General features: G+C 63.9%; 21 protein-coding genes and 1 pseudogene. 10 read left to right on the forward strand and 12 right to left on the reverse strand.

Annotated features, from left to right (window positions below; all coding sequences use genetic code 11):
* Nucleotides 1-223: 223 nt before the first annotated feature.
* The 4 genes from HWY30_RS10090 to garL form a co-directional block, all read right to left on the reverse strand.
* Nucleotides 224-610: a DUF7079 family protein gene (locus HWY30_RS10090; protein WP_090806099.1), complete on the reverse strand. Its 387-nt coding sequence runs from the start codon at nt 608-610 to the stop codon at nt 224-226.
* A gap of 61 nt (nt 611-671) precedes the next feature.
* Nucleotides 672-1,526, reverse strand: coding sequence for a hypothetical protein (locus HWY30_RS10095; protein ID WP_143037194.1), 855 nt, complete (start codon nt 1,524-1,526; stop codon nt 672-674).
* Between the two features lie 257 nt (nt 1,527-1,783).
* Nucleotides 1,784-2,713 carry a 2-hydroxy-3-oxopropionate reductase gene (locus HWY30_RS10100; protein WP_279613278.1) on the reverse strand — a complete coding sequence of 310 codons (930 nt, stop codon included), beginning with the start codon at nt 2,711-2,713 and terminating at the stop codon, nt 1,784-1,786.
* Nucleotides 2,710-3,510, reverse strand: coding sequence for a 2-dehydro-3-deoxyglucarate aldolase (gene garL, locus HWY30_RS10105; protein ID WP_090806095.1), 801 nt, complete (start codon nt 3,508-3,510; stop codon nt 2,710-2,712). The genes HWY30_RS10100 and garL overlap by 4 nt, the downstream gene beginning before the upstream one ends.
* Nucleotides 3,511-3,742: 232 nt before the next feature.
* Between garL and HWY30_RS10110 the strand changes: the two genes are divergently transcribed.
* Nucleotides 3,743-5,326: an aldehyde dehydrogenase (NADP(+)) gene (locus tag HWY30_RS10110; RefSeq protein ID WP_090806093.1), complete on the forward strand. Its 1,584-nt coding sequence runs from the start codon at nt 3,743-3,745 to the stop codon at nt 5,324-5,326.
* 138 nt (nt 5,327-5,464) lie between these two features.
* Here the strand turns inward: HWY30_RS10110 and HWY30_RS10115 are convergent, their stop codons facing one another.
* The 3 genes from HWY30_RS10115 to kdgD form a co-directional block, all read right to left on the reverse strand.
* Nucleotides 5,465-6,208 carry a FadR/GntR family transcriptional regulator gene (locus HWY30_RS10115; protein ID WP_090806091.1) on the reverse strand — a complete coding sequence of 248 codons (744 nt, stop codon included), beginning with the start codon at nt 6,206-6,208 and terminating at the stop codon, nt 5,465-5,467.
* A gap of 221 nt (nt 6,209-6,429) precedes the next feature.
* On the reverse strand, nt 6,430-7,788 hold the full coding sequence (locus HWY30_RS10120) for an MFS transporter (protein ID WP_090806089.1): 1,359 nt from the start codon (nt 7,786-7,788) through the stop codon (nt 6,430-6,432).
* Between the two features lie 190 nt (nt 7,789-7,978).
* Nucleotides 7,979-8,896, reverse strand: a complete 918-nt coding sequence (kdgD, locus tag HWY30_RS10125) for a 5-dehydro-4-deoxyglucarate dehydratase (RefSeq protein WP_090806087.1) — start codon at nt 8,894-8,896, stop codon at nt 7,979-7,981.
* A gap of 255 nt (nt 8,897-9,151) precedes the next feature.
* Between kdgD and garD the strand changes: the two genes are divergently transcribed.
* The 8 genes from garD to HWY30_RS10165 all read left to right on the forward strand — a co-directional run bounded on the left by garD (nt 9,152) and on the right by HWY30_RS10165 (nt 18,371).
* Complete coding sequence (gene garD / locus HWY30_RS10130) at nt 9,152-10,741, forward strand: galactarate dehydratase (RefSeq protein ID WP_090806085.1); 1,590 nt, start codon at nt 9,152-9,154, stop codon at nt 10,739-10,741.
* Nucleotides 10,742-10,841: 100 nt separating this feature from the next.
* Nucleotides 10,842-11,696, forward strand: coding sequence for an NAD-dependent epimerase/dehydratase family protein (locus HWY30_RS10135; protein WP_090806082.1), 855 nt, complete (start codon nt 10,842-10,844; stop codon nt 11,694-11,696).
* The gene (locus tag HWY30_RS10140) at nt 11,693-12,622 is read left to right on the forward strand and encodes an SMP-30/gluconolactonase/LRE family protein (RefSeq protein ID WP_090806080.1); all 930 of its coding nucleotides are present in this window, start codon (nt 11,693-11,695) and stop codon (nt 12,620-12,622) included. The genes HWY30_RS10135 and HWY30_RS10140 overlap by 4 nt, the downstream gene beginning before the upstream one ends.
* 611 nt (nt 12,623-13,233) lie before the next feature.
* The gene (locus HWY30_RS10145) at nt 13,234-14,226 is read left to right on the forward strand and encodes a TRAP transporter substrate-binding protein (RefSeq protein ID WP_090806078.1); all 993 of its coding nucleotides are present in this window, start codon (nt 13,234-13,236) and stop codon (nt 14,224-14,226) included.
* A gap of 177 nt (nt 14,227-14,403) precedes the next feature.
* Nucleotides 14,404-14,913 (forward strand): TRAP transporter small permease, encoded by a 510-nt coding sequence (locus HWY30_RS10150; RefSeq protein WP_090810071.1) that lies wholly within the window; start codon nt 14,404-14,406, stop codon nt 14,911-14,913.
* Nucleotides 14,914-14,926: 13 nt separating this feature from the next.
* A complete protein-coding gene (locus tag HWY30_RS10155; RefSeq protein ID WP_090806076.1) occupies nt 14,927-16,279 on the forward strand; it encodes a TRAP transporter large permease in 1,353 nt (450 codons plus the stop codon).
* Between the two features lie 77 nt (nt 16,280-16,356).
* On the forward strand, nt 16,357-17,568 hold the full coding sequence (locus HWY30_RS10160) for a porin (RefSeq protein WP_090806074.1): 1,212 nt from the start codon (nt 16,357-16,359) through the stop codon (nt 17,566-17,568).
* A gap of 248 nt (nt 17,569-17,816) precedes the next feature.
* On the forward strand, nt 17,817-18,371 hold the full coding sequence (locus HWY30_RS10165) for a putative glycolipid-binding domain-containing protein (RefSeq protein WP_090810069.1): 555 nt from the start codon (nt 17,817-17,819) through the stop codon (nt 18,369-18,371).
* Here HWY30_RS10165 and HWY30_RS10170 read toward each other — a convergent pair.
* From HWY30_RS10170 to HWY30_RS10180, 3 genes and pseudogenes are all read right to left on the reverse strand, one after another.
* Nucleotides 18,368-18,955: a GNAT family N-acetyltransferase gene (locus tag HWY30_RS10170; protein ID WP_090806072.1), complete on the reverse strand. Its 588-nt coding sequence runs from the start codon at nt 18,953-18,955 to the stop codon at nt 18,368-18,370. The genes HWY30_RS10165 and HWY30_RS10170 overlap by 4 nt on opposite strands.
* Before the next feature lie 76 nt (nt 18,956-19,031).
* Nucleotides 19,032-19,400, reverse strand: a pseudogene (locus HWY30_RS10175) (hypothetical protein); the annotation flags it as partial.
* Between the two features lie 156 nt (nt 19,401-19,556).
* On the reverse strand, nt 19,557-20,444 hold the full coding sequence (locus tag HWY30_RS10180) for a DMT family transporter (protein WP_090806070.1): 888 nt from the start codon (nt 20,442-20,444) through the stop codon (nt 19,557-19,559).
* Between the two features lie 111 nt (nt 20,445-20,555).
* On the opposite strand from HWY30_RS10180, the gene HWY30_RS10185 reads away from it, so the two are divergent.
* Nucleotides 20,556-21,995 (forward strand): aminotransferase-like domain-containing protein, encoded by a 1,440-nt coding sequence (locus HWY30_RS10185; protein ID WP_090806069.1) that lies wholly within the window; start codon nt 20,556-20,558, stop codon nt 21,993-21,995.
* Between the two features lie 44 nt (nt 21,996-22,039).
* Here HWY30_RS10185 and HWY30_RS10190 read toward each other — a convergent pair whose 3' ends face one another.
* Together HWY30_RS10190 and HWY30_RS10195 are read right to left on the reverse strand one after the other, a co-directional pair.
* Nucleotides 22,040-23,113 (reverse strand): TAXI family TRAP transporter solute-binding subunit, encoded by a 1,074-nt coding sequence (locus HWY30_RS10190; protein WP_090806067.1) that lies wholly within the window; start codon nt 23,111-23,113, stop codon nt 22,040-22,042.
* A 256-nt stretch (nt 23,114-23,369) separates the two neighbouring features.
* Complete coding sequence (locus tag HWY30_RS10195; RefSeq protein ID WP_090806065.1) at nt 23,370-24,560, reverse strand: hypothetical protein; 1,191 nt, start codon at nt 24,558-24,560, stop codon at nt 23,370-23,372.
* Between the last annotated feature and the right edge of the window lie 142 nt (nt 24,561-24,702).

The following is a 24,702-nucleotide window of genomic DNA, read 5'->3' on the forward strand; positions in this document are numbered from 1 at the left end:
TCGACTGGATGCTGGTGTTGTGGCGCGAGCATCGCGACAAACTACTCGCTGAGAAGCCTCTTTAATTCGTCAAGAAATGAAGCCGTCGTGTAGCCCATAATTCCGGACCAAAATCCTGCCCATTGTTGTAGTTGCTTGCATTCGAAACGGGTCGTGTTTGCAATCGGCGTGTTCTCCTGGCAGGCTCGGATCGACAGCCCTTCTTGTCCGCTCTTTGACCCAGTTAGCTCGCGGAGACTGAGATCAGCGTTGCTTTGACCTTTTCCCAATCCCTAGCAACGGGCTCCATCGTCCATTGTCGCCATCTGCGCCGCAAGATGACCGGCAGGCGCGGGCGGTTGGATTGTTTCTCAAGGTGACTCAGGACGATGTCCCGCACCGCCTCAGGGCTCCACCCGCTCCATTCGCCGGCCACGAGGAAATTTGGCAGGAACGCCGGCGCCACCTCGTCGCGCAGGATGTCTTCCAACTCCTGCAGCCCAAAACCTGAACACCGCAGTCTTTCCGCGACGTACCGGCAGGCAATCTCATCGAATTCCGCATCAAGGAAGAGTTCGGAGAGCGCAACCCACACCGGAAGGCGGCGTTCGACTTCATCGGGCTTCAACATGGGCGTCTGCAGTGAACGTGCTTGAGCATCGAATTGCTAATGTGCTTGAGTGACTGCCAGCTTATCGGCGCATCGTCGTCTGATAGACAGTACCGAATACGATGTCACTGCCGAAGGCGAAAAGTATGCCCCCGATGAGCGCCACCGCGCCCACGCAGACAGGTGCCGTTGCTGTACACACGCCGGTGGCAACCGCACCGGTACTGACGGCCCATCCACCCCATGCACCGGCTGCTGCTATTGTGCCTTGGCGGGCAATCTCGCGCGGCTTGTTCTCTGCCTTGTAGACTTCATAGACCCCGACGGCGACGGACACCAGAAGGAGGCGGCGACCCACCGTGCCAAGCTTTCGGGCGAGCGTACTGGCCGAAGTCCGGTCGGTGCCGGCACTTTGGACGATGCGCAGCCAGACAGCAGATTGCTCGGTCTCGGATAAGGCTGAAACCGGACGTTTGAAGAGTGCCTGCGCGTTCTTTTCGGCCAAACTGGCCAGCGAGGGGCTGGTCCTCTTGAGGTTCGTCACATATGCCCTGATCGTCGGACTCGTGCGCATACGAGTCAATTCGAGGATTTGCTGACGCATGGCATGAGCTTGTTCTGCCGCTTCGGCAACACTGAGGCCCCCGCTTCTGACCCGCTGCTGGAAATTGCCACTCATGGCTTGAATATCACGCAGGTATTGCGCTCGAACACGTTCGTCTCTGATGCATGTGGCGGCAAATTGGCTGGCGGTTCCCTGTAGCGCCGCCAGGGCTTCGTCAAGGGGCTGTGGTTGTGTTGAAATCATCGTTGTCTCCCACAAGAACCCCGCCAAAATAACGTCGACCACAGGGACAGGAAATGGGCGATGGATGATTCTTGTGTCCAATTGATCCGATGAGGTGCGAGTTTTTGACTGCATATCGCTCGTGGTCATGCGCTAGCCACTGGCTAACGCACGGCAGCAGACGGCAATCCGAGGAGACACGGGGCCGGGAGTCCATCGCTAAACACGATAAAGGGGTCGCGTTAGGCGGCGAAAGGCTCTACGGCCCGGAAGAGGGAGAAGGGGGAGAAGGCATCACGCGCAAACTACGTACGATGCCCAAGAATGCAAAGTGCAATCGAGCCGGCCATCAGTCACTTGAAGACCGACGGACAACCCGATCGCAACTATTTCGAACCTACGTCAAATCACGCGCTCTTCTGACCGATCTCGTGATTCGCGAGCACTTCGAGCGCGCGCACCATCGCCGAGTGGTCCCACGCCTTGCCGCCGTGCGCGACGCACGCGTTGAACAGCGCCTGGCAGGTGGCGGTGTTCGGCAGCGACACGCCGAGCGCCTGCGCGGTCGACAGCGCGAGGTTCAGGTCCTTCTGGTGCAGTTCGATGCGGAAGCCCGGATCGAACGTGCGCCTGGTCATGCGCTCGCCGTGCACTTCGAGAATGCGCGACGATGCGAAGCCGCCCATCAGCGCCTCGCGCACGCGCGCCGCATCGACACCCGCCTTCGACGCGAGCAGCAGCGCTTCGCCGACCGCCTCGATGGTCGCCGCGACGATCACCTGGTTGGCGACCTTGCACACCTGGCCCGCGCCGACCGAGCCGATCAGCGTGACGTTCTTGCCCATCATGTCGAACAGGGGCTTCACGCTGTCGAACGTGGCCTGTTCGCCCCCGACCATGATGGTCAGCGAGCCGGCCTTCGCGCCGACTTCGCCACCGGACACCGGCGCGTCGAGATAATCGGCACCGGATTCGCGCACGCGCGCCGCGAAATCGCGGGTCGCCATCGGCGAGATCGAGCTCATGTCGACGACCGTCTGGCCGGCGCGCAGCGCGCTCGCGAGGCCGTTCTCGCCGAACAGCACGCGTTCGACGTCCGGCGTGTCAGGCACCATGATGAAGATCACGTCCGCGTTGGCGGCGACCGCGGCGGGGTTGTCGCATGCGAGGGCGCCGGCCTGCGTGAGCTCGGCGGGCACGCCGCTACGCGTAAAGGCGGCGAGCGACACGCCGTTTTTCAGAAGGTTGGCGGCCATGGGCTTGCCCATGATGCCGAGTCCGATAAAGCCTGCTTTTTGCATGGAATGCTCCGAAGATGTCGTGGCGGCCGCGTTCAAGCCTCGCCCGCCGGTTTCTGCATGAAGTGTTTCTGTGCCGCCTGCGCGGCGCCCTTGAGCAACCCGAGATCCGCGCAGACCGCGACGACGCGCGCGCCCATCGACAGATACCGTTCCGCGTCGGCCTGCAGCGGCGCGAGAATGCCGCTCGACTTGCCGGCCGCCTGCGCGCACGCGAACACATGCGCGATCGCCTGCTGCACGTCCGGATGGCTCGCATTGCCGAGGTGGCCATACGACGCCGCGAGGTCGGACGGACCGATGAAGACCGCGTCGATGCCGTCCACCGCGAGGATGCCGTCGATATTCTGGACCGCCTTGCGGCTTTCGATCTGCGCGATCACGCAGACGTTGTCGTTGGCGATCGCGAAGTAGTCGGACACGGTGCCGTAGCGATTGCCGCGATGGCCGACCGATACGCCGCGAATGCCCTGCGGCGGATAGCGTGTCGACGCGACCGCGCGGGCGGCGTCGTCGGCGCTGTCGACGAAGGGCACGAGGAAGTTCGAGAAGCCGCTGTCGAGAAAACGTTTGATCACGACGCTGTCGTTGGCCGGTGGTCGGACGACCGGTGCGCTGCCGCTGTCCTTGAGCGCCATCAACTGCGGGATCAGCGTGAGCACGTCGTTGGGCGCGTGTTCGGCGTCCAGCAGCATCCAGTCGAAGCCGACCGTGCCCAGCAGTTCAGTGGCGATCGGGCTGGCGAGCGACGCCCAGCAGCCGATCTGGGTTTTTCCCTCGCGCACCGCGCGCCGGAAGCGGTTGGGCAAGGATTCGTAAGGCGTGACGGCGGGCATGCGGTGTCTCCTCGAACTGCGATGGATCGGGAAAAGCTGCGACAATGCTAAACCGCGAAATGCGAGTTATAAGTCGTCGTATGACTGGCTACAGATTAGCACCGCACGGCCCGGTTGTAATGGGCGAGTATACCCGTATGCGCCTGTCAGACAAGCGTTTCGGGTTGCATAGGGACCCCGCGATGTTGTAGGATGACCTATATCTTTAGCCTTCATTAAAGGAAAGTCAAAAATGCCTATTACCGGCGAAATGCTGATCGGTCGCAAAGCCGTGCGCGGCGAAGAAAAACCGCTGCGCGCGTTCAATCCTGCCACGGGTTCCGAGATTGCCGAGCCGGTGTTCGGCAGCGGCACCGTCGAGAACGTCGAGCAGGCCTGCGCGCTCGCGCAACAGGCGTTCGACGCCTACCGTCAACTGCCGCTCGCAGTGCGCGCCGAGTTCCTGGACCGTATCGCTGACGGCATCACCGCGCTCGGCGACGAGCTGATCGAGCGCGCGCAGGCTGAATCGGGACTGCCGAAGGCGCGTCTGGAAGGCGAGCGCGGCCGCACCACCGGCCAGTTGAAGCTGTTCGCGCAGACCGTGCGCGCGGGCCAGTGGCTCAACGCTACGCTCGATTCGCCGCTGCCGGAGCGCAAGCCGCTGCCGCGCTCGGATCTGCGCATGCAGAAGATCGCGCTCGGTCCGGTCGCGGTGTTCGGCGCGAGCAACTTCCCGCTCGCGTTCTCGGTAGCGGGTGGCGACACCGCCGCGGCGCTGGCTGCTGGCTGCCCGGTCGTCGTGAAGGCGCATCGCGCTCACCTCGGCACGTCGGAGCTGGTCGGTCGCGTGATCCAGCGCGTCGCGCAGGAAATGGATCTGCCCGAAGGCGTGTTCTCGATGATCGTCGGCGCGGGTAACTCGGTCGGCGAGGCACTGGTTGCGCACCCGGCCATCAAGGCGGTCGGCTTCACCGGTTCGCGCGCGGGCGGCACTTCGCTGATGCGCGTCGCGGCGGCACGTCCGGAGCCGATCCCGGTGTACGCGGAAATGAGCAGCATCAACCCGGTGTTCCTGCTGCCCAGCGCTCTTGCGGCACGCGGCGACGGCATCGCGCGCGGTTTCGTCGACTCGCTCGTGCTCGGCGCGGGCCAGTTCTGCACCAATCCGGGCCTCGCCATCGCGATCGACAGCGACGCGCTGAAGGGCTTCGTCGCGACGGCATCGGAAGCGCTCGCGGCGAAGCCGGCGCAGACCATGCTGACCTCGGGCATTCACGCCGCGTATGAGGACGGCGAAGGCAAGCTGGCCGCGACGAAGGGCGTCGAAGTCGTGGCACGCGGCGTCGCCGCGACCGGCCCGACCCAGGCTTGCGCGGCGCTGTTCGTGACCGACGCGCAGACGTTCCTCGCGAACCCGGCGCTCGAAGACGAAGTATTCGGCCCGGTGTCGACGATCATCCGCTGCAAGGACGAGCAGGAAATGCTGAAGGTCGCCGAACACTTCGCGGGCCAGCTGACCGCGACGCTGCAGATGGACAGCGCCGACGTGGCGGCTGCCAAGAAGCTGGTGCCGATTCTCGAGCGCAAGGCCGGCCGGATTCTGGTCAACGGCTTCCCGACCGGTGTCGAAGTGTGCCACGCGATGGTCCACGGCGGCCCGTTCCCGGCAACGTCGGATGGTCGAGCGACCTCGGTCGGCACCACGTCGATCGACCGCTTCCTACGCCCGGTTTGCTACCAGGACTTCCCGGCCGAGCTGCTGCCGGAAACGCTGGCTGACGGCAATCCGCTCGAACTGTGGCGTCGTCGCGATGGGGAACTCACGCGCGGTTAATCGCGTGACGCCGTCCTGAACGGATGCGCGCCCGGGCCGGCCGGGCGCGGATCGAAGTGAGGGGCGGACGCAATCGCAAGATAAAAAAATGGCCGGGAGATTCCCGGCCATTTTTTTCGCCCGCGAGCTTCGTGAGAATCAGCTGTTCGCTTCGCTCACTTCATTCGCGCGACGCAGCCGCTCGCGGCTATTCGACAGATGCATGCGCATCGCCGCGCGTGCGCCTTCGGCGTCGTGCCGGCTGATCGCCTCGAGGATGCTTTCATGCTCGAGGTTCACGAGCGACAGATACGCATCAGGATCGGCGCGCGCGATGCCGGCCGAGTCGAGCCGGTTGCGCGGAATCAGCGCGCTGCCCATTTGCGACAGGATGTCGACGAAATAGCGGTTGCCGGTTGCGCGTGCGACCGAGATGTGGAACTGCAGGTCGGCCTGCACGCTGTCGAGCCCGTTGTGGCGCGTGGCCTCGATCGCGTCGAGCGCGGTGCGCATGCGCGCGAGGTCGTCCGGTTTCGCGCGTTGCGCGGCGAGACCGGCGCATTCGGTTTCGAGGCTGATGCGCAGCTCCAGAATGCACAGCACGTCGCGCAGCGTGGTGGCGGGCACCATGTCGATGCCGAGCTTTTCGCGTTGCGGCTCGAGCACGAAGCTGCCGATACCGTGCCGCGTCTCGATGACCTTGCCTGCCTGCAGGCGCGAGATCGCCTCGCGAATCACCGTGCGGCTCACGCTGAGTGTGCTCATCAGCTGCGATTCGGTGGGGAGTTTGTCGCCCGGCTTCAGCAAGTTGGCCGCGATCTGCTCGGTGACGTAGTTGACGACGAACTCGGCAAGATTGCGAGCGCGTCGTGGCGGTGCCGCGGATGCTAGTGGTGTAGCCATCGAAAACGCTCCTTGTTTGAAAGATCGCTGGGAATCGTGCATTTTTATTATATCGTTGTCTGACGACTGATTATAGAAGGCCGGATCGTTTCCGGCGCAAATGTCACGCATATCGGCGCAGGCCCGAAGTTCGGCGCCTCGGCGCGGATAGATCGCGCGAGGCGCCGGGTCGGTCGGCCGGAAGTACGATAACCGCGACGATAACCAAGCCTATAACGGGCTCACGCCGGGCGCAACTCGACCCGCCGGATGTCCTTGACGATCACCAGATAGCTGATCACGGTCAGCAGCGCGTTCGCGCCGACGAACACCAGCGCGCCATTGAACGAGCCCGTGCGCGCGACGAGATAACCGATCACGATCGGCGTCACGATGCCGGCGATGTTGCCGAACATGTTGAAGATCCCGCCGGACAAGCCGAGCGCTTCCTTCGGCGACGTATCGGCGACGACCGCCCAGCCGAGCGCGCCGATGCCCTTGCCGAAGAACGCGAGCGACATCAGCGCGACGACGACCCAGTCGGTCGACACGTAGTTGCAGCCGATGATGCACGTCGACAGCAGCATGCCGCCGACGATCGGCACCTTTCGCGCGACGGTCAGCGAACAGCCGCGGCGGATCATTCCGTCCGACAGCACGCCGCCGAGCACCCCGCCGAGAAAGCCGCAGATCGCCGGCAGCGAGGCCACGAGGCCCGCATGCAGGATCGTCATGCCGCGCGCCTGCACGAGGTAGATCGGAAACCACGTCAGGAAGAAGTAGGTCAGCACGTTGATGCAGTACTGCGCGAGATAGACGCCGAGCAGCATGCGGTTGCTGAGCAACTGACGCACGAGCGTCCAGCCGCCGGCTTTCGAAACATCGTCCGGGTGCGTCTTGCGCGCACCGCTGACGAGGCCGCCGCCTTGCTCGATGTACTCGAGCTCGGCGCGCGACACGCGCGGATGGTCGGCGGGATTCTTCATGACCTTCAGCCACGTCAGCGCGAGCAGCAGCCCGGCCACGCCCAGTACGACGTAGACCATTTCCCACCCGAACGCGTGCGTGAGCCACGCCATCAGCGGCGTGAACACGACCGCGGCGAAGTATTGCGCGGCGTTGAAGATCGCCGACGCGGTGCCGCGCTCGTTGGTCGGGAACCAGCTCGCGACGACCTTCGCGTTCGCCGGGAACGCCGGCGACTCGGCCGCGCCCATCACGAAGCGCAGCGCAAACAGGCCGGTAATCGCCGCACCGGCGCTGCCGAGCAGGCCGACCGAGCTCTGCAGCAGCGTGAATAGCGACCACGAGAAGATGCTCGCCGCGTACACGCGGCGCGCGCCGAAACGGTCGAGCAGCCAGCCGGCCGGCAGTTGCGACAGCACGTAAGCCCAGCTGAATGCGGAAAAGATATAGCCCATGCGGATCGCGTCGAGGCTGAACGCGGTGCGCATTGCGGAACCGGTGACGGACAGCGTCGCGCGGTCGGCGTAGTTGAGGGTGGTGATCACAAAGATCAGCAGCAGGATCCCGTAGCGGACCTTGGTGCGTGCCGCGCTAGCAGCGGCGTCGGTGGAACTGGCCGAGCGGCTCAAGTCCATGGGTCATCTCCTGTATTGTCGGGCGAGGTGTAGTCTGCACACCGGGCGGCCCGCAGACCACCTGCCTGTCGGGCAAACACACGAACGCCCGGCGACGTTGCTGTGCCGGGCGTTCGCCACGCGGCCGTCTAGGCGGCCCTCATCGATGAGGCTCGCGAGCTACTTCGCTCGAAGCCCTGACGCCGGTGCCTTACTGCGGTCCGAGCTTCTTGATCAGCGCGTCGAGCTGCTCCATTTCTTCCGGCGTCAGATCGGTCAGCGGTGCGCGCACCGGACCTGCGTCGTGGCCGACCAGCTTCGCGCCAGCCTTGACGATGCTGACCGCGTAGCCGGCACGGCGGTTGCGGATCTTCAGGTACGGCAGGAAGAATTCGTCGATCAGCTTGCCGACCGTCGCGTGGTCGTCAGCGGCGATCGCGCGATAGAAGTCCATCGCGGTCTTCGGAATGAAGTTGAATACCGCCGACGAGTACACCGGCACGCCCAGCGCCTTGTAGGCGGCAGCGTAGACTTCCGCGGTCGGCAGGCCGCCGAGGTACGAGAAGCGCTCGCCGAGGCGGCGGCGGATCGTCACCATGTTTTCGATCTCGCCCACGCCGTCCTTGAAGCCGATCAGGTTCGGGCAACGGTCTGCCAGACGTTCGAGCATGTCGGCGTTGAGCTTCGAGTTCGCGCGGTTGTAGATGATCATGCCCATGCCCGGAACAGCCTTGCAGACCTCTTCGGCGTGCTCGGCGATACCGTCCTGGCTTGCTTCGGTCAGGTAGTGCGGCATCAGCAGGATGCCGTGCGCGCCGAGGCGCTGCGCTTCCTTCGCGTAGGCGATCGCCACGCGGGTCGGGCCGCCGGCGCCGGCGAGGATCGGTACCTTGCCCTTGCAGACCTCGACCGCGGTCTTGACTACTTGCGTGTAGTCGTCTTGCGTCAGCGAGAAGAATTCGCCCGTGCCGCCGGCGACGAACAGCGCCGATGCGCCGTACGGAGCGAGCCATTCGAGACGCTCTGCGTAGGTGTCGGCGCGGAAGTCGCCTTTAGCGTCGAAGTCGGTGACGGGGAAGGACAGGAGGCCTTCCGAAACGATCTGCTTGAGTTCCTGCGGTGTCGTCATGATCAAAGTATCCAGGCGTCGAATTGGGTCGTTGTTGATTCCAACCAGTACAACGGACGTCGTACTAGTAGAAAATCTTTGGAAATCAGATTTCTTATACGTCATCGTACAACAACAAATCCGGTAACTCAACGGGGTTTTCACGGCATAATTCACGCTATAGGGTAAATACGGAACATCCAGGCGAAACTTCACGTTGTAGGATGACGTATGATTTCTGGCGAAGCAGGCCTATCACGCCTCAAGGATCGATCAATGGAACAAACTCCGCTCTACATCCGCGTTCATCCCAATGACAATGTCGCGATCGTCGTCAACGACGGCGGTCTGGGCGAGGGCGCGGTATTTGCCGATGGCCTCAGGCTGCGCGAGCGTGTGCCGCAGGGCCACAAGGTCGCGGTGGCCGATCTCGCCGAGGGCGACGAGGTCATCCGCTATAACGTCGTGATCGGTTATGCGCTGAAGCCGCTGCCGAAGGGCAGCTGGATCAACGAACACGTGATCCGCATGCCGAGCCCGCCGGGACTCGAAGACCTGCCGATCGCCACCACCAAAGCGCCGGACATGCCGCCGCTCGAAGGCTATACGTTCGAGGGCTACCGTAACTCGGACGGCTCGGTGGGCACGCGCAACATCCTCGCGATCACGACCACCGTGCAGTGCGTCGCCGACGTCGTGCAACACGCGGTCACGCGCATCAAGGCCGAGCTGCTGCCGAAATACCCGAATGTCGACGATGTCGTCAGCCTCGGTCACACCTACGGCTGCGGCGTCGCGATCGACGCGCCCGACGCGATGGTGCCGATCCGCACCGTGCGCAACATCGCGCTGAACCCGAACTTCGGCGGCGAAGTGATGATGGTGAGCCTCGGCTGCGAGAAGCTGCAGCCCGAGCGTCTGATGCCGCCGGGAACGATTCCGATCGCGGCGGCGGCGGTCGTCGACGACGTCGCGGACATCGGTGATGTCGCGCTAGACCAGAACGGCGACGTCGTGGTGTTGCAGGACGAATCGCACGTCGGCTTCCAGTCGATGATCACGTCGATCATGAGGATGGCCGAAGGGCATCTGAAGCGCCTGAACAACCGCCGTCGCGAAACCTGTCCGGCGTCGGATCTGGTGATCGGCGTGCAGTGCGGCGGTAGCGACGCGTTCTCGGGCCTGACCGCGAACCCGGCCGTCGGATTCGCAACGGACCTGCTGGTGCGCGCCGGCGCGACCGTGATGTTCTCGGAAGTCACCGAAGTGCGCGACGGCGTCGATCAACTGACCGCGCGCGCGGCCAATGCGGACGTCGCACAGGCGATCATCCGCGAGATGCAGTGGTACGACGATTACCTGAAGCGCGGCGGCGCGGACCGCAGCGCGAACACGACGCCCGGCAACAAAAAGGGCGGCCTCTCGAACATCGTCGAAAAGGCGATGGGCTCGATCATCAAGTCGGGCAACTCGGCGATCTCCGGCGTGCTGTCGCCGGGTGAGAAGGTCAATCAGAAGGGCCTGATCTACGCGGCCACGCCGGCCAGCGACTTCATCTGCGGCACGCTGCAGGTCGCCTCGGGCATCACGCTGCACGTGTTCACGACCGGCCGCGGCACGCCGTACAGCCTCGCCGAAGTACCGGTCATCAAGGTCGCGACGCGTTCGGACCTCGCGCGTCGCTGGCACGATCTGATGGACATCAACGCCGGCACGATCGCGACCGGCCAGTCCAGCATCGAGGAGGTGGGCTGGGAACTGTTCCGCCTGATGCTCGAAGTCGCGAGCGGCCGCAAGGAAACCTGCGCGGAGAAGCTCGGACTGCACAATGCGTTGACGCTGTTCAACCCGGCGCCGGTGACCTGAGCAGGCACCGTGCTCCGTCAATACTCAGGCGAGCGCCGGTCCAGCCGGCGCTCGCTTTTCCGTTCAGAAGACCCGATCGCAATCACAACATCCAAGAGACATGACCGATTTGAACGTTGACCGCTCCGCGGCAAAGAAACCCTTCCGCCGTCTGCTGCTCACGGGCGCCGCGGGCAACCTCGGCAAGCAACTGCGTCCCGCGCTCGCGCAATGGGCCGACATCGTGCGCGTGTCCGATATCGCTGCGCTCGGCGAAGTCGCCGCGCACGAGGAAGCGGCCGTCGTCAATCTCGCCGATGAAGCAGCCGTGCACGCGCTGCTCGAAGGCGTGGACGCGGTGGTGCATCTCGGCGGCATCTCCGTCGAAGCGCCGTTCGAAGACCTGCTCGAAGCGAACATCCGCGGCCTCTACAACGTGTACTCGTCGGCGCAAAAGCATGGCGTGAAGCGCATCATCTACGCGAGCTCGAATCACGCGGTGGGTTTCCATCCGGTGACGTCGGTTATCGATACCGAAGTGCCGCTGCGTCCGGACGGCATGTACGGCGTGACGAAGTGTTTCGGCGAATCGTTGTCGCGCTACTACTTCGACCGCTTCGGTCTCGAGACCGTGTGTTTGCGGATCGGCTCGTCGTTCGAGCAGCCGAAGACCGCGCGCATGCTCATCACGTATCTGAGCTACCGCGATTTCATCGAGCTCGTGCGCTGCTCGCTGTTCACGAACCGCGTCGGTCACGCGATCGTCTACGGCGTGTCGAATAACCGCATCTCGTGGGTCGACAACACGAACGCCGCGTTTCTCGGCTACCGTCCGCAAGACAGCTCGGCGCAGTTCGAACACCTGTTCCCACCGAGCGCCCCCGACACGCGCTTCGATGACCCGACCCAGCTGTACCAGGGCGGCCCGTTCGTGCTAGCCGGTCCGATGGAGCCGAAGCGGGAGCCTAAGCAATGAGCGCGAATCCGCAAGTGGAGCGCTTCGAAGCGGCCGGTCGGTTGCCCGCGGCCACCGGTGAAAGCCCGGTCTGGCGCGCGGCCGAGCAGGCGCTGTACTGGGTCGACATTCCGGCGAAAAAGATCGTGCGCGGTTCGCTCGCGACGGGCCAGCGCAGCGAATGGCTGCTGCCGGAGCAGGTTGCCTGCATCGCGTTCGATCACGCCGGCACCGTGCTCGCCGGCTGCGAGACCGGGTTGTTCGCGCTCACGCTCGCGGACGCGTCGAAAGCGGCGAGCGGCGAGCCGCTGACAGCGTCGCTGCGCAAGCTCGCGGCGCCTGAATTCCCGCACGGCGGAATGCGTTTCAACGACGGCCGCTGCGACCGGCAAGGGCGTTTCTGGGCCGGCACGATGGTGATGGACATGGCCGCGGCGATCCCGGGCGGCGCGCTGTACCGCTTCGACGAGAAGGGCGTGCTGTCAGCGCCGGTCGTCGCTTCGCTGATCACGCAGAACGGCCTGGGCTGGTCGCCGGACGGCACGACGATGTATCTGTCCGACTCGCATCCGCTGCGCCGGCTGATCTGGGCTTTCGACTACGACGTCGACAGCGGTGAGCCGCGCAACCGCCGCGTGTTCGCCGACCTGCATCACTATTCGGGCCGTCCGGACGGCGCGGCGGTCGATGCCGACGGCTGCTACTGGATCTGCGCGAACGACGCCGGTCTGCTGCTGCGGTTTACGCCGCAGGGCAAGCTTGACCGGCAGGTTCCGGTGCCGGCCATCAAGCCTGCCATGTGCGCGTTCGGCGGCCGCGATCTCGATACGCTGTTCGTCACCTCGATTCGTCCCGCCAACGGCGCGAGCGAGCACGACGGCCACGTGTTCGCGCTGCGGCCCGGCGTGAGCGGGCTGCCTGAACCAGAATTCGCAGGGCAACTGTAACGTTGCTTGCATGAAGCATGCGCCGGGACGAAGTTTTTCTCCCGGCGTTTTCATTTTTCAGGACCAATCGTGTGGCCCTTTATTTGTCACTCGTCGTACAACGTGTTGTGTGAAGACCACGCCGCCACGTATTTCTTCAGCAAAAATACCACAGCTCCGCAGACTGTACCGATTCCGTCCCCATCCAATGCCGGACGGCGCGGGACCTTGTGACATGCCACGCCGGTCATCCGTACCGGCGCTTTTCTTGATGCGGGTAAATACCGTCTGTACAAGATAAAACCCCTTTTATAGACTTCGTATGTTGTCGTACAACATATAAGCCCAAACAAATGGCTTTCTGTGTTGGTGTGACAGTGCAATTCGGTGGGTTTCAAGGCATTCGTGCCGCCGCGGTCGATGCGGCATGCATGTCCGAAGCCGGCCGGCGTGATTGAAGTAAGTAGTCGAGTTGTCGACTGGAGTGCTGGGTCAACTGTGCCGGGGAAGTCGCACAGCCAGTACGGCCAACGCCCGCACCTGCGAAGGCAGTGAGCGTGAAGCCGGAGACGCGTCAAAACCATGTCACATCCGCTGTTGCTGGGATGGTCTATTTTTCAAGGAATGTCACGATGAACAAGAAGTTTGCCTCTTCCCATGTTTCGATGATCGTCGCGGCCGCGGCGTTGGCGTTCAGCACGATGTCGGCTGAAGCGCGCGTGTTCCGCGTCGCCGATGTGCACGGCGACACCTTCCCGACCAACATGGCCGTGAAGTACATGGGCGAGGAGATCAGCAAGGCGACCGGCGGCAAGGACTCCGTGAAGGTGTTCGGCAACAGCGCGCTCGGTTCGGAAAACGACACGATCGACCAGGTCCGTATCGGCGCGCTCGACATGGCCCGTGCCAACGGTGCTGCGTTCAACGAAATCGTGCCGGAATCGATGATCCCGTCGCTGCCGTTCCTGTTCCGCGACGTCGACCATTTCCGCAAGGTCATGTACGGTCCGGAAGGCCAGAAGATCCTCGACGCCTTCACCGCGAAGGGCATGATCGCACTGACGTTCTACGAGAGTGGCGCACGCTCGATGTACGCGAAGAAGGCGATCAAATCGCCGGCTGACATGAAGGGGCTGAAGGTCCGCGTGCAGCCGTCCGACCTGATGGTCGACGAAATCAAGGCAATGGGCGGCACGCCGACCCCGATGCCGTTCTCGGAGGTCTATACGGGCCTGAAGACCGGCCTCGTCGACGGCGCCGAAAACAACCTGCCGTCGTACGAAGAAACCAAGCACTTCGAAGTCGCTCAGATCTACTCGGAAACCCAGCATTCGATGACGCCGGAAGTGCTGGTGTTCTCGAAGAAGGTGTGGGACACGCTGTCGCCGCAAGAGCAGCAGATCATCAAGAAGGCCGCGGCCGACTCGGTGCCTTACTACGAGAAGCTGTGGACCGCGCGCGAAGCCGACGCACAGAAGGCCGTCACGAAGGGTGGCGCAACGGTCATCGCGGCTTCGCAGATCGACCGCGCGGCTTTCGTGAAGGTGATGCAGCCTGTGTGGGCGAAGTACGAAAAGACCCCGCAAATGAAGCAGATCGTCGACGAGATCGAAGCAATCAAGTAAGTCACGCGTCCCGGACGCAATCAGCAATAGCAACGCTTGTCGCAACAGCGGCGTGAATGGTCCCGCGAGGAAACTCGCGAGACCTTCCGCCGCGCGATTTCGCGCGCGCGTGCGGATCGTGTCGCATCGGGACGGCTGAATCTCAAGCATAGGTCGGTCGTAAGCAAGGACAGGGTCATGAGTTTCCTGAAACGCCCAAATGATTTTCTTTTTCGCGTGCTGCTGGTCGTGGCGTCGCTTAGCCTCGCCGTGCTTTGCCTGCTCGTGATTTATAGCGTGGTGATGCGCTACGTGTTTAGCGACGCGCCCGATTTCGTTGAGCCCATCGCATTGCTGCTGGTGATCCTGATCGCGATGTTCGGCGCCGCGCTGAAGGTTCGCGAGGGCGGTCACATCGGACTCGACTCGCTCGTCAAGAAATTGCCCGAGAAAGGCCAGGTGATCGCGAAAGGGATTCAGCACCTGTGTCTGGTCGCTTTCGCGGTGGCGGTTTTCGTCGGTTGCCTCGAGATGGCGCAAACCACGATGGGCGACCGCATCCCGATCATCGGCGTGCCGGAAGGCGTGCGCTACTGCATCCCGATCTTCGCGAGTGTGTGCATCGCGTTGTTCTCGATCGAGCATCTGCTCGAGCTCTTCGCGGGGAAACGGGAAGAGCCGGCGCTCGAACTCTCCGCCACGGAATAAAAGTAGAACCATCATGGAACTTGCCCTTCTTACCGCCAGTTTTCTCATCTTCCTCTTCCTCGGGGTTCCGGTTTCATTCGCGTTGGGCCTGTCCTGCGTTCTGACGTACCTGTTCGAAGGCTTGCCGACCGCGACCGCGATGCAGTCGATGATCTCGGGCATGAACGGTTTCTCGTTCCTCGCGGTCCCGTTCTTCATCTTCTCCGGCGAGCTGATGCTCCACGGCGGCATCGCTGACCGGATCCTGCGTTTCGCGCAGGCCACGGTCGGCCATTTCCGTGGTGGCCTCGGCATGGCCAACGTGGTCGCCTGTACGCTGTTCGGCGGCGTGTCGGGCTCGCCGACCGCGGATACGTCGGCCATGGGCGGCGTCGTGATCCCGCTGATGAAGCGCGAAGGTTATAGCGCCGCATACGCGGTCAACGTGACCACGCACTCGTCGCTCGCCGGCGCGCTGATGCCGACGTCGACCAACATGATCATCTACGCGTTCGCCGCGCAAGGCGTGAGCGGCGTGCTGAACGGCAAGCAGATGAGCGGCGTGTCGATCGGCGATCTGCTGTTCTCGGGTCTATTGCCGGTGCTGTGGGTGATGGGCCTCGTGCTGATCGCCGCTTACTGGCAGGCCGTCAAGTTCGGCTATCCGCGCCGTCCCGACGGTTCGACCGAACTGCAGCGTTTCCCGGGCTGGATGGCGGTGCTGCGCACGTTCGTCGGCGCGGTGCCGGGTCTGATGGTCATCGCGATCATTCTGTTCTGCGTGGCGCGCGGTATCGCCACCGCGACGGAGGCGGCCGCAATCGCCGTGGGTTATTCGCTGATATTGACCATCGTCGTGTATCGCTCGCTGTCGATGAAGAAGCTCGGCCATGCGCTCGGCAAGGCCGCGAAAACGACCGGCGTGGTGCTGCTGCTGATCGGTGTGTCGAACATGCTGCGCTACCAGATGGCCTATCTGGAGATCCCGGAGGCGATCGAGCGCATGCTCGACGGCGCGACCTCGCTGCCGTGGCTGATGTTGTTGTACATCAACGTGATTCAGGTGTTCCTCGGTACGTTCGTCGACATGGCGGCGCACATCCTGATCACAACCCCGCTGTTCCTGCCGATGGCCATGCACAACGGGGTGGGCCCGGTTCAGTTCGGCATCATGATTCTGCTGAACTGCGCATTGGGTCTCGTGCATCCGCCGATTGGCTCGGTGCAGTTCATTGGTTGCGCAATTGGCAATGTGTCGATAGGGGAAACTACTAAGGTGGCTTGGCCGTATTACCTCGCTATCTTCTCGGCCATCAATATTGTCACCTATGTCCCGTGGTTCTCGACCTGGTTGCCGAGCATCATCAACGGCCATCCGGTGTTCTGATCCAAATAAAACGTCTTACCCACACTCAGCGGCGCTCGCATAGGCCGCATTAGAAAGTTTTTAACAGAGGAGTAAAAATGAAAAAGACTCTCTTAGCTTCGGCCTTGGGGTTGGTCGCCCTGGGCGCACATGCGCAAAGCAGCGTGACGCTTTACGGTATCGTCGATACGGGCCTGGGTTGGCAGAACAGCTCGGCGTCGCTGACCACGGCGGCGAAACCGCAGACCGTCGCTGGCAACTCGCAAGTCAAGATGATCAACGGCATCTGGGCAGGCAGCCGTTTCGGTTTGAAGGGCTCGGAAGATCTGGGTGGCGGCACGAAGACGATTTTCCAGTTGGAAGAAGGCTTTAACAGCGCAACTGGCGCGCAAAGTGTGTCGGGTCTGGCATTCAACCGCCAGGCATGGGTCGGTCTGACGAACGCTCAGTTCGGTACGGTCACGGCAGGCCGCGGGTACACCTCGTACTACACGCTGCTCTCGCCGTATAGCCCGACCACGTGGCTGACCGGTGCATACGGTGCGCATCCGGGTGATATCGACTCGCTGGATACGACGTTCCGGGTGAACAACCAACTGGTTTATACGTCGCCGAGCTTTGCCGGTCTGACGGTTAGCGGTTCGTACGCACTGGGCGGCAACGCGGGCAGCTTCGCAGCCGGCCAAACCTGGAGCGTTGCGGCACAGTACCTGAACGGCCCGATCGGTCTCGCGGCAGGTATCCAGCGCATTGACAACGCGGCGACCGTTGGCACCCCCGCGTGGAATTCCACGGCGTCGAACAACGGCGCTCAGCCGTCCGTCTCGGCAATCAACAACGGCTTCCAGACCGCAGCGAAGCAGCAGCGCATTGCGGTGACGGGTGGTTACGCGTTCAACTCGCAGTGGGACGTTTCGTTCGCATACTCGAACGTTCAATACGCTGCGGGCCAGGCTTCGCTGTTCCACGACACGCAGATCTGGAATACCGGTGGCGCAGTGCTGCACTGGAAGCCGATCTCGGTGCTGGACCTGGCCGCTGGCTATAGCTACACCCGTGCAACGTCGTCGAACGGCATTCAGAGCACGGCTAGCTACAGCCAGTTCAACCTGTCGCAGTACTACTCGCTGTCCAAGCGCACCGGCCTGTACGCACTCGAAGCGTATCAGCGCGCTAGCGGCCAGACGCTGTCGGGCAACGGCAAGTCCATCATCAACGCAGTGGCAAGCATCGGTGACGGCCAGAACGGTTCGCCGTCCTCGTCGCGCAGCCAGACCGCGGTTGGCGTGGGTATCATCCACAAGTTCTAAACAGTTACTGAATACGTGGCGGCGCGTTGTTTTGCCGCCACATCGACGCGTTTTTTTCGCGTCGTCAGTCTCGCAAAGCTGCGCACATTACGTGCGCAGCTTTTTTTTGGATGCTTCATTTTGATGCATCGCAGGCGCTGGTCTCGCCAGCGGTGCCAGATCTGGGTTGGGATTGCCTCGCGCGCGGGCTTTCGCGTTACGATGAGAGCCCGGCGCGCTTTCCTGCGCCGTTTGGCGAGGAGACGCCGATGCGTGAATTACGATGGGCTTCGGAAGAGGGCGACGGCATCGAACATCTGGTATTCGATGCGCGCGACGATGGCTTCGCCGTTGAAAGCGTCGTGGTCGGGCAGCGCTACGGCAAGGCGTACGGGCTGCATTACGCGGTGCGCTGCGACGCGCGCTGGCGCACGCGCTACGCGCGGCTGAAGGTCGTCGGCGGCGGCGAGCTGGAGCTGCATGGCGATGGCGACGGCCACTGGCACGACGGGCACGGCCTCGCGCTCAGCGCGATCGAAGGCTGTATCGACATCGATATCGCGGCGACGCCGTACACCAATACGTTGCCGATCCGTCGGCTGCAACTGGCGCAAGGCGAACGTCAACCGATCGAAGTCGCGTATATCTCGACGCCGGACTTGCAGGTCACGCGCGCCGAGCAGGCCTACACGTGCATCGAGTTGAATGGCGAGTACCGCTACGAAGGCATTTTTCGCGAGTTCACCGCCAATTTGCGCGTGGATAGCGATGGTCTCGTGATCGACTATCCGACCTTGTTCACGCGTTTGCCGCGCGTGCGTTAGGTTTTGCGTTCGGCGTCGCCCGCTGCGTTTGAATCGTCGTCGGGCCCAGTCGATGCGCCGCGGCCGAGCGGGCGTTGCATCAGCGTCGTGTCGAGCCAGCGGCCGTGCTTGTAGCCCACAGCCTTCAACGTGCCGGTCAGCTCGAAGCCGAGTTGCGCGTGCAACGACAGTGAGCCGCCGCTGCCGCCATCGGCGATCACCGCGATCATCTGACGCCACGGTCCGGTCTCGCAACGTTCGATCAGCGCCTGCAGCAGCACGCGTCCGATGCCGCGTCCGCGATACGCGTCGTTGACGTAGATCGAGTCTTCGATCGTGTTGCGATAGGCGGCGCGCGGGCGATACGGCGTCGCATAGCAATAGCCGGCCACGTCGCCGTCGATCTCCGCGACCATATATGGCAGTCCGTGGCTGCGCACGCTTGCGAGCCGCGCGCGCAGATCGTCGACGGACGGCGGGGTTTCTTCGAACGACGCTACACCGGTCAGCACGTGATGCGCGTAGATCGCCTGGATCGCGGGGAGGTCGGCTTCGCTGGCGTCGCGGATCAGCGGGGCGTCGAGCGGAGGGCGGGGTGAACTCATGCGGGGTCCTGTCGTGGCGGGCGCAGTTTGGCGGAAGTCTTCACTATGCCTGTCGCCGGGGCGGATTTGAAGCGGGTCAAAGATCGAATTGATCGAACTCGCTCTGCAGCTCGCGATTACGCGCCACGCGTTCGTCGATAGCCGGTCCACGCCGTTCGACGACCGCCGAGTTCAGCGAATCGACGTAGGAACCCGACATGCCGTCCGAATAGAACACGCGCGGGCGGATGTATTCGAGATAGCTGTAGAACGCGTTGCTGATGCCGCGCGTCGATTGGATGCCGAGGATGTAGACCGCATCGGCGTTCGCCATGCGCTCGGCGGCGCGCGCGAAGGCCGGCGAGCGCGCGAGTTCATACACGCGCCGGATCGCGCCGATCTCGAATTCGAGCGATTGGGCGAGCGCGGCGTCGCGCGGCGATGAGCCGTCAGCGACGCTCGGTTCATGAAGCTCACCGGTTTGCGCGCAGTCGCTCGGGCCACGGCGGAACGCGGCGCGGGGCGCCGGTTGTGCCAATCTGCGAAATGATGACAGATCGATCCACGGCTCGCGCAATTCGATCCTGAAAAAGTCTGTTCGCCGTGCGACGGTCGAGCCGCGTCAGGCCGGGCGCCGCACCGGCGCGGCGCGTGAAAAATGCCGTGCGCCAGCCACGCAGGCGACCACGATCACGGTGACGATGATCATCGATGGCGGTACCTGCTCGTGCAGCAGCACGCCGGCGAGCAGCAGCCCGAAAAACGGCTGCAGCAGCTGCAGTTGGCCGACCGCCGCGATGCCGCCGAGCGCGAGCCCGCGATACCAGAACACGAAGCCGATCAGCATGCTGAACAGCGACACGTACGCGAGTCCCCACAGCGCGGCGGCGCCGACACCGTCGAACGACACGGGCCGCGTCCACCATGCGAGCGGCAGCATCAACGGCAGCGACAGCACGAGCGCCCACGAAATCACCTGCCAGCCGCCGAGATGACGCGACAACCGCGCGCCTTCCGCGTAGCCCAGCCCGCACACGACGATCGCCGCGAGCATCAGCGCGTCGCCGAGCGGCGAGGCGTCGATGCCGTGACGCAGCGCGAACGCGGCCACCGCCGCGCTGCCGAGCGCCGAGAACAGCCAGAACGCCGGCTGCGGCCGCTCGCCGCCGCGCAACACGGCGAAGATCGCGGTGGCGAGCGGCAGCAGGCCGATGAACACGACCGCATGCGCGGCGCTCACATGACGCAGCGCGAGCGCGGTCAGCAAAGGAAAGCCGACCACGACGCCGAGCGCGACCACGACGAGCGGCAGCAGATCGCGCCGCTCCGGGCGCGTCTCGCGGAACACCAGCAACAGCAGCAGTCCAAGGATGCCCGCGATCGTCGCGCGCGCCACGGTCAGAAACACCGGATCGAGGCCCTGCACGGCAAGCCGCGTGGCCGGCAGCGAGCCGCTGAAAATCAGCACGCCCGCGAAACCGCTGAGCCAGCCGTTGGTGGTTTTGTCCATGGCAAACGTCCCTGCGCTGAAAGAGTCTCATGATGCGCGCCGCGGCCGTAAACGTTAAGCTACAGATCAGTACAGTTTGTCCAAACTGTACCGAACATGGGAGCAGTACAGATGGCGGAAAGCGAGAACAACGAGACGGTGCCGGGCACGCGTGTCGGCCTCGTGATGAACAATCTGCGGGAGCGTATCGCGAGCCGCTCGCTGATGCCGGGCGCCCGCGTGCCATCGATCCGCGCGATGACCGACACGCTCGGCGTGTCCAAGTCGACCGTGGTGGAAGGCTACGACCGTCTCGTTGCGGAAGGGGTGATCATCGCGCGGCGCGGCTCGGGCTTCTTCGTGTCGGGCCATGCGCCGCCGCTCGCGCTCGCCGATCTCGGGCCGCGGCTCGATCGCGAGGTCGATCCGCTGTGGCTCACGCGGCAGTCGCTGGAGACCGGCTCGAAAGCGCTGAAGCCCGGCTGCGGCTGGATGCCGGCTTCGTGGTTGCCGGAAGATGGCGTGCGGCGCGCGCTGCGCGCGGTTGCCCGTGATCCGCAATCGCTGCTCGCGGATTACGCGAGCCCGGCGGGCTTGCCCGCGCTGCGTCAGCAGCTTGCGTGGCGGCTTTCCGCGCACGGGGTCGATGCGCCGCCCGAGCAGATCCTGCTGACCGACGGCGGCACCCATGCGCTCGATCTCGTGTGCCGCTTCCTGCTCGAACCCGGCGACACGGTGCTGATCGACGATCCTTGCTATTTCAATTTTCAGGCGTTGTTGCGCGCGCATCGCGTGCGGATCGCGAGCGTGCCGTACACGCCGCAGGGACCGGATCTCGCGGCGTTCGAGCGCGTTCTGGTCGAGCAGCGTCCGCGGCTCTACGTGACGAACTCGGCGATCCACAATCCGACCGGCGCGACGCTCGCGCCGGCCGTCGCGCACCGGCTGCTGAAGCTCGCCGGCGAGCACGATCTGCTGATCGTCGAGGACGACATCTTCGCGGACTTCGAAGACGAAGCCGCGCCGCGCCTTGCCGCATTCGACGGCCTAGCGCGCGTCGTGTCGATCGGCAGCTTTTCGAAGACGCTGTCGGCGGCGGTGCGCTGCGGCTATATTGCGGCACGCGCCGAATGGGTCGAGCCGTTGATCGATCTGAAGCTCGCGACATCGTTCGGCAATGGTCAGCTCGCGGCGAGCGTCGTGCATCGGATGCTCGTCGACGGTACTTATCGGCGTCATCTCGAGGCGATGCGCGCGAAGCTGGCCGATGCGATGGGAGAGACGATCAGGCGTCTCGGCTATGCGGGCCTCGATATCTGGACACGGCCGCGCGCGGGCCTGTTCGTGTGGGCGCGCTTGCCCGGGGCGCTCGATGCCGCCGACATCGCCCGTCATGCGCTGACGGCGGGCGTCGTGTTCGCGCCGGGCAACGTGTTCAGCGCGTCGCAAGCGGCGGCGGGCTTTCTGCGTTTCAACGTGTCGCAATGCAATCGCCCGAAGGTGTACGAGGCATTGCAACGGGCGATGCAAGCGTGCACGGTGTCGGCCGGCGCGGGGCGCGAGCGGGTCTGAGACGAACTCAGGCGAAGCAGGCGTTCGCGGTCCCCGCTACAGCGTTATTTGCACAGCAGAAGCATCCGTTCTTCTTCCGAGCAAGGCGTGTGCGGTTTCGGCGCAGGTTGCGCGGCCGCCGCGCTCATCGCCGCGCTGCGGTTCGCGAGACACGCGCGCAGATGCTTCTCGACCGGAGTGTAGTACTTCCACCCACGAACGAGCGTCGGCAATTCGAGCTTCACCTGTTTCCATTTCGGATGGCCATGCTCCTGCAGATTGTCGAAGTTCGCGCACAACGAGTCGGCGAAATGATTCAGATTGCTGACTGTGTCGCGCAAGCCGTAATCGTAGGTGACCAGAAACGCTTTGACGGTCAGACCCGGCACGTCTTCCTTCAGCCAGCCTGGGTAGCTGCTTTGGTGGATCGTAGTCGGAAAGTAGGTCTGCTTCGCGCGGTTCGTCTCCGGCGCGTTGGGATCGACGGGCAACAGACGCAACTGTGACAGCAGGTCGGGTTTCATGTCGTTGAACAGCTTCGCCGGCTGCCCGACCACGATGATCGCGACATCGATCTTCTTCACGATCAGCGCGGCGAGCGCGTCCTCGTTGCTCAGATGCACGACGTTCTGCTCCGGAATCGGCTGGCCGAACATCAGGCGGTAGAGCGTCGTCGCCGACTGCGCGGTGCCGCTGCCTAGCAGGCCGACGCTGATGGTCTTGTCCTTGATGTCGGCGAGCGTTTTCAGCGGCGAATCCGCCCGTACGACGACGTTAATTTCCTCGTCGTAGAGCGGCATGATCAGTCGCAGCGGCCGGATCGTCGTGCCCGCATCGGGGTTGCCCGAGTTGGCCATGTCGATGAACGCCTGGTACACGTCGGACTGCACGAGCGCTAGCTTCACGCCGGGCTCGAAACGCATGCGCTGCACGTTTTCGGCCGAGCCTTTCGACGCCACCACTTCGAGGTCGATGCCAACCGGCTGGGCCACCCATTTCGACAGGTCATTGCCGATCTGGATATATGTGCCGCGCTCCGGCCCGGTGACGATCTTGTAGTGCGCCGGTTCCGCGCCGGCCAGCGAACATACGACCAGTACCACCAGGCCCAGCCAGCCCGCGAGAAGTCTCTTCAGCATGATCTTTCTACCTATCGGTCAGGTTGATCCCGCTTCACGCGTGGCGCGTGGAAGCACCAGTGATCCGGTTGCCCTGTCATGTTCAAACTGCTGCCAGGGTCGCTCCGTCTGTTTCCGCTCAGAGGACGCACGATAATGTGCGAATCGGCACAGACGGCGGCCATTTGATCTGGTATGCGAAGCAATGTTTTTGCGCGACGGCGCAGCAGTTTGCGTCTCCGGGACCCGGTTCGGACCGTTGCGTCGCGCGTGAGCGCTAGTTGCTCCGCGGCGTCGCGGTTCTCACGACGCCGACGTTCGTTGCAGTCACGACCGGTTCGCCGTGCGCTTGCATGCCGACGGGCAGCGGTGCCTGCGTTTGCGCTTGCGCGAGCGGCGCGCCCGGCGCGGCATCCGTCGTCGCCGCATGCGGCGGAGTCAGCGGCGTCCAGCCGGTCTCGCGAATGACGCGCTCGAGGATCACTTTCGCCGCGTCGTTGCCGCTGTCGATCGCGAGCGCCTCGTTCGCGTGCTGACGCGCGCACGGCCACGACTGCTGCGCGACGCAGGCCTGCGCGGCCTGTAGCGCAGTATCGCGACGCTGGACGAGCGGCCGCATCTGATCGGCCAGACCCTGCGCGTCGCTGTTTCCGGGTTGTAACGTTTGCGCGGCGGCGAGAGCGGCTTGGGCGGCGGACAGATCGTTCGCGCGGAACGCTGTCTTCGCGACCTGCAATGCTTGTCCGGCGTCGTGGAATTGCGGCGCGGGCCGCATGGGCGTCGCGGCCATCGGCGGCGCGGCAGGCGGCGCGGCTGGTGTCGCTGGAATGACAGGAGCCGCGGGCACGACGGGCGCGGGCTTCGCCGCCAGTGCGGTCACGGGCGGTGGCGCAGGCTTGGCCGCGGCCGGCGGGTGCATGGTCTGTGCTTGAGCAATCACCGGGGCGGACACAAGCGGCGCGATCATGCCGGTCGTTGTTCTGGCATCCGGCGTAATCTGCTCCACGCCTTGATCCTCCGATTCGCCGCCGTCGCTGAATAGCGTATAAGCGACATACGTCAGGCCGATTGCGACAACCGCGCCGATCACGTACAGCACGCGCCAAATCGTCTGCGCAGTGTTGGGCGGCGCATACATCGGATCTTCGTAAGGTGGGATAGTGGTGTCGGTCGACACGAGCGCCGTGTGCATGACCGGCCCGGTCTGCAACAGGGGTTCGGACGCCATCGCGGCAGCGGCGATGGCGGGCTCGTCCCGTCTGCCGAGTTCGTCGTCGAAACGGGGCAGGGGCTTGTGCGTGGCGCTCGCACGGCTGCCTGGAATACCGGTGCGGATGTGCGGATCGTCCTGGTCGAACGGATGCGCAGCGCCACAGTAGGGGCAGGCGTCGACTTGTCGGTACAGTGCGCCACCGCAGCGTTTGCAGGGCGTGGGGAAACTTTGGCCGGTTGCTGTCTGGGTGGACATGCCGTGGACCCACCTTTGGAAAACGATGCCGTAAAGGCATGCTTCGGATCGTGTAGAGGCAGGAGCCTTGTCCGCGGAATCACGATCCACATGCGCCGGAAGTCGTGGAGACGTAGGCAGCGGCCGCGTTTCCACGGGTTCC

Origin of the sequence: Paraburkholderia tuberum STM678 (assembly GCF_902833905.1) — a bacterium.
In the GTDB taxonomy this organism is placed as follows: domain Bacteria; phylum Pseudomonadota; class Gammaproteobacteria; order Burkholderiales; family Burkholderiaceae; genus Paraburkholderia; species Paraburkholderia tuberum.

Coding starts and splice junctions, on each gene's coding strand:
- HWY30_RS10145 (WP_090806078.1), top strand. CDS start 13,234: ATGAACAAGAAGTTTGCCTCTTCCCATGTTTCGATGATCGTCGCGGCC.
- HWY30_RS10195 (WP_090806065.1), bottom strand. CDS start 24,560: ATGTCCACCCAGACAGCAACCGGCCAAAGTTTCCCCACGCCCTGCAAA.
- HWY30_RS10135 (WP_090806082.1), top strand. CDS start 10,842: ATGACCGATTTGAACGTTGACCGCTCCGCGGCAAAGAAACCCTTCCGC.
- HWY30_RS10165 (WP_090810069.1), top strand. CDS start 17,817: ATGCGTGAATTACGATGGGCTTCGGAAGAGGGCGACGGCATCGAACAT.
- HWY30_RS10140 (WP_090806080.1), top strand. CDS start 11,693: ATGAGCGCGAATCCGCAAGTGGAGCGCTTCGAAGCGGCCGGTCGGTTG.
- HWY30_RS10150 (WP_090810071.1), top strand. CDS start 14,404: ATGAGTTTCCTGAAACGCCCAAATGATTTTCTTTTTCGCGTGCTGCTG.
- kdgD (WP_090806087.1), bottom strand. CDS start 8,896: ATGACGACACCGCAGGAACTCAAGCAGATCGTTTCGGAAGGCCTCCTG.
- HWY30_RS10115 (WP_090806091.1), bottom strand. CDS start 6,208: ATGGCTACACCACTAGCATCCGCGGCACCGCCACGACGCGCTCGCAAT.
- HWY30_RS10180 (WP_090806070.1), bottom strand. CDS start 20,444: ATGGACAAAACCACCAACGGCTGGCTCAGCGGTTTCGCGGGCGTGCTG.
- HWY30_RS10170 (WP_090806072.1), bottom strand. CDS start 18,955: ATGAGTTCACCCCGCCCTCCGCTCGACGCCCCGCTGATCCGCGACGCC.
- garD (WP_090806085.1), top strand. CDS start 9,152: ATGGAACAAACTCCGCTCTACATCCGCGTTCATCCCAATGACAATGTC.
- HWY30_RS10155 (WP_090806076.1), top strand. CDS start 14,927: ATGGAACTTGCCCTTCTTACCGCCAGTTTTCTCATCTTCCTCTTCCTC.
- HWY30_RS10160 (WP_090806074.1), top strand. CDS start 16,357: ATGAAAAAGACTCTCTTAGCTTCGGCCTTGGGGTTGGTCGCCCTGGGC.
- HWY30_RS10110 (WP_090806093.1), top strand. CDS start 3,743: ATGCCTATTACCGGCGAAATGCTGATCGGTCGCAAAGCCGTGCGCGGC.
- HWY30_RS10185 (WP_090806069.1), top strand. CDS start 20,556: ATGGCGGAAAGCGAGAACAACGAGACGGTGCCGGGCACGCGTGTCGGC.
- garL (WP_090806095.1), bottom strand. CDS start 3,510: ATGCCCGCCGTCACGCCTTACGAATCCTTGCCCAACCGCTTCCGGCGC.
- HWY30_RS10190 (WP_090806067.1), bottom strand. CDS start 23,113: ATGCTGAAGAGACTTCTCGCGGGCTGGCTGGGCCTGGTGGTACTGGTC.
- HWY30_RS10090 (WP_090806099.1), bottom strand. CDS start 610: ATGTTGAAGCCCGATGAAGTCGAACGCCGCCTTCCGGTGTGGGTTGCG.
- HWY30_RS10095 (WP_143037194.1), bottom strand. CDS start 1,526: ATGACCACGAGCGATATGCAGTCAAAAACTCGCACCTCATCGGATCAA.
- HWY30_RS10120 (WP_090806089.1), bottom strand. CDS start 7,788: ATGGACTTGAGCCGCTCGGCCAGTTCCACCGACGCCGCTGCTAGCGCG.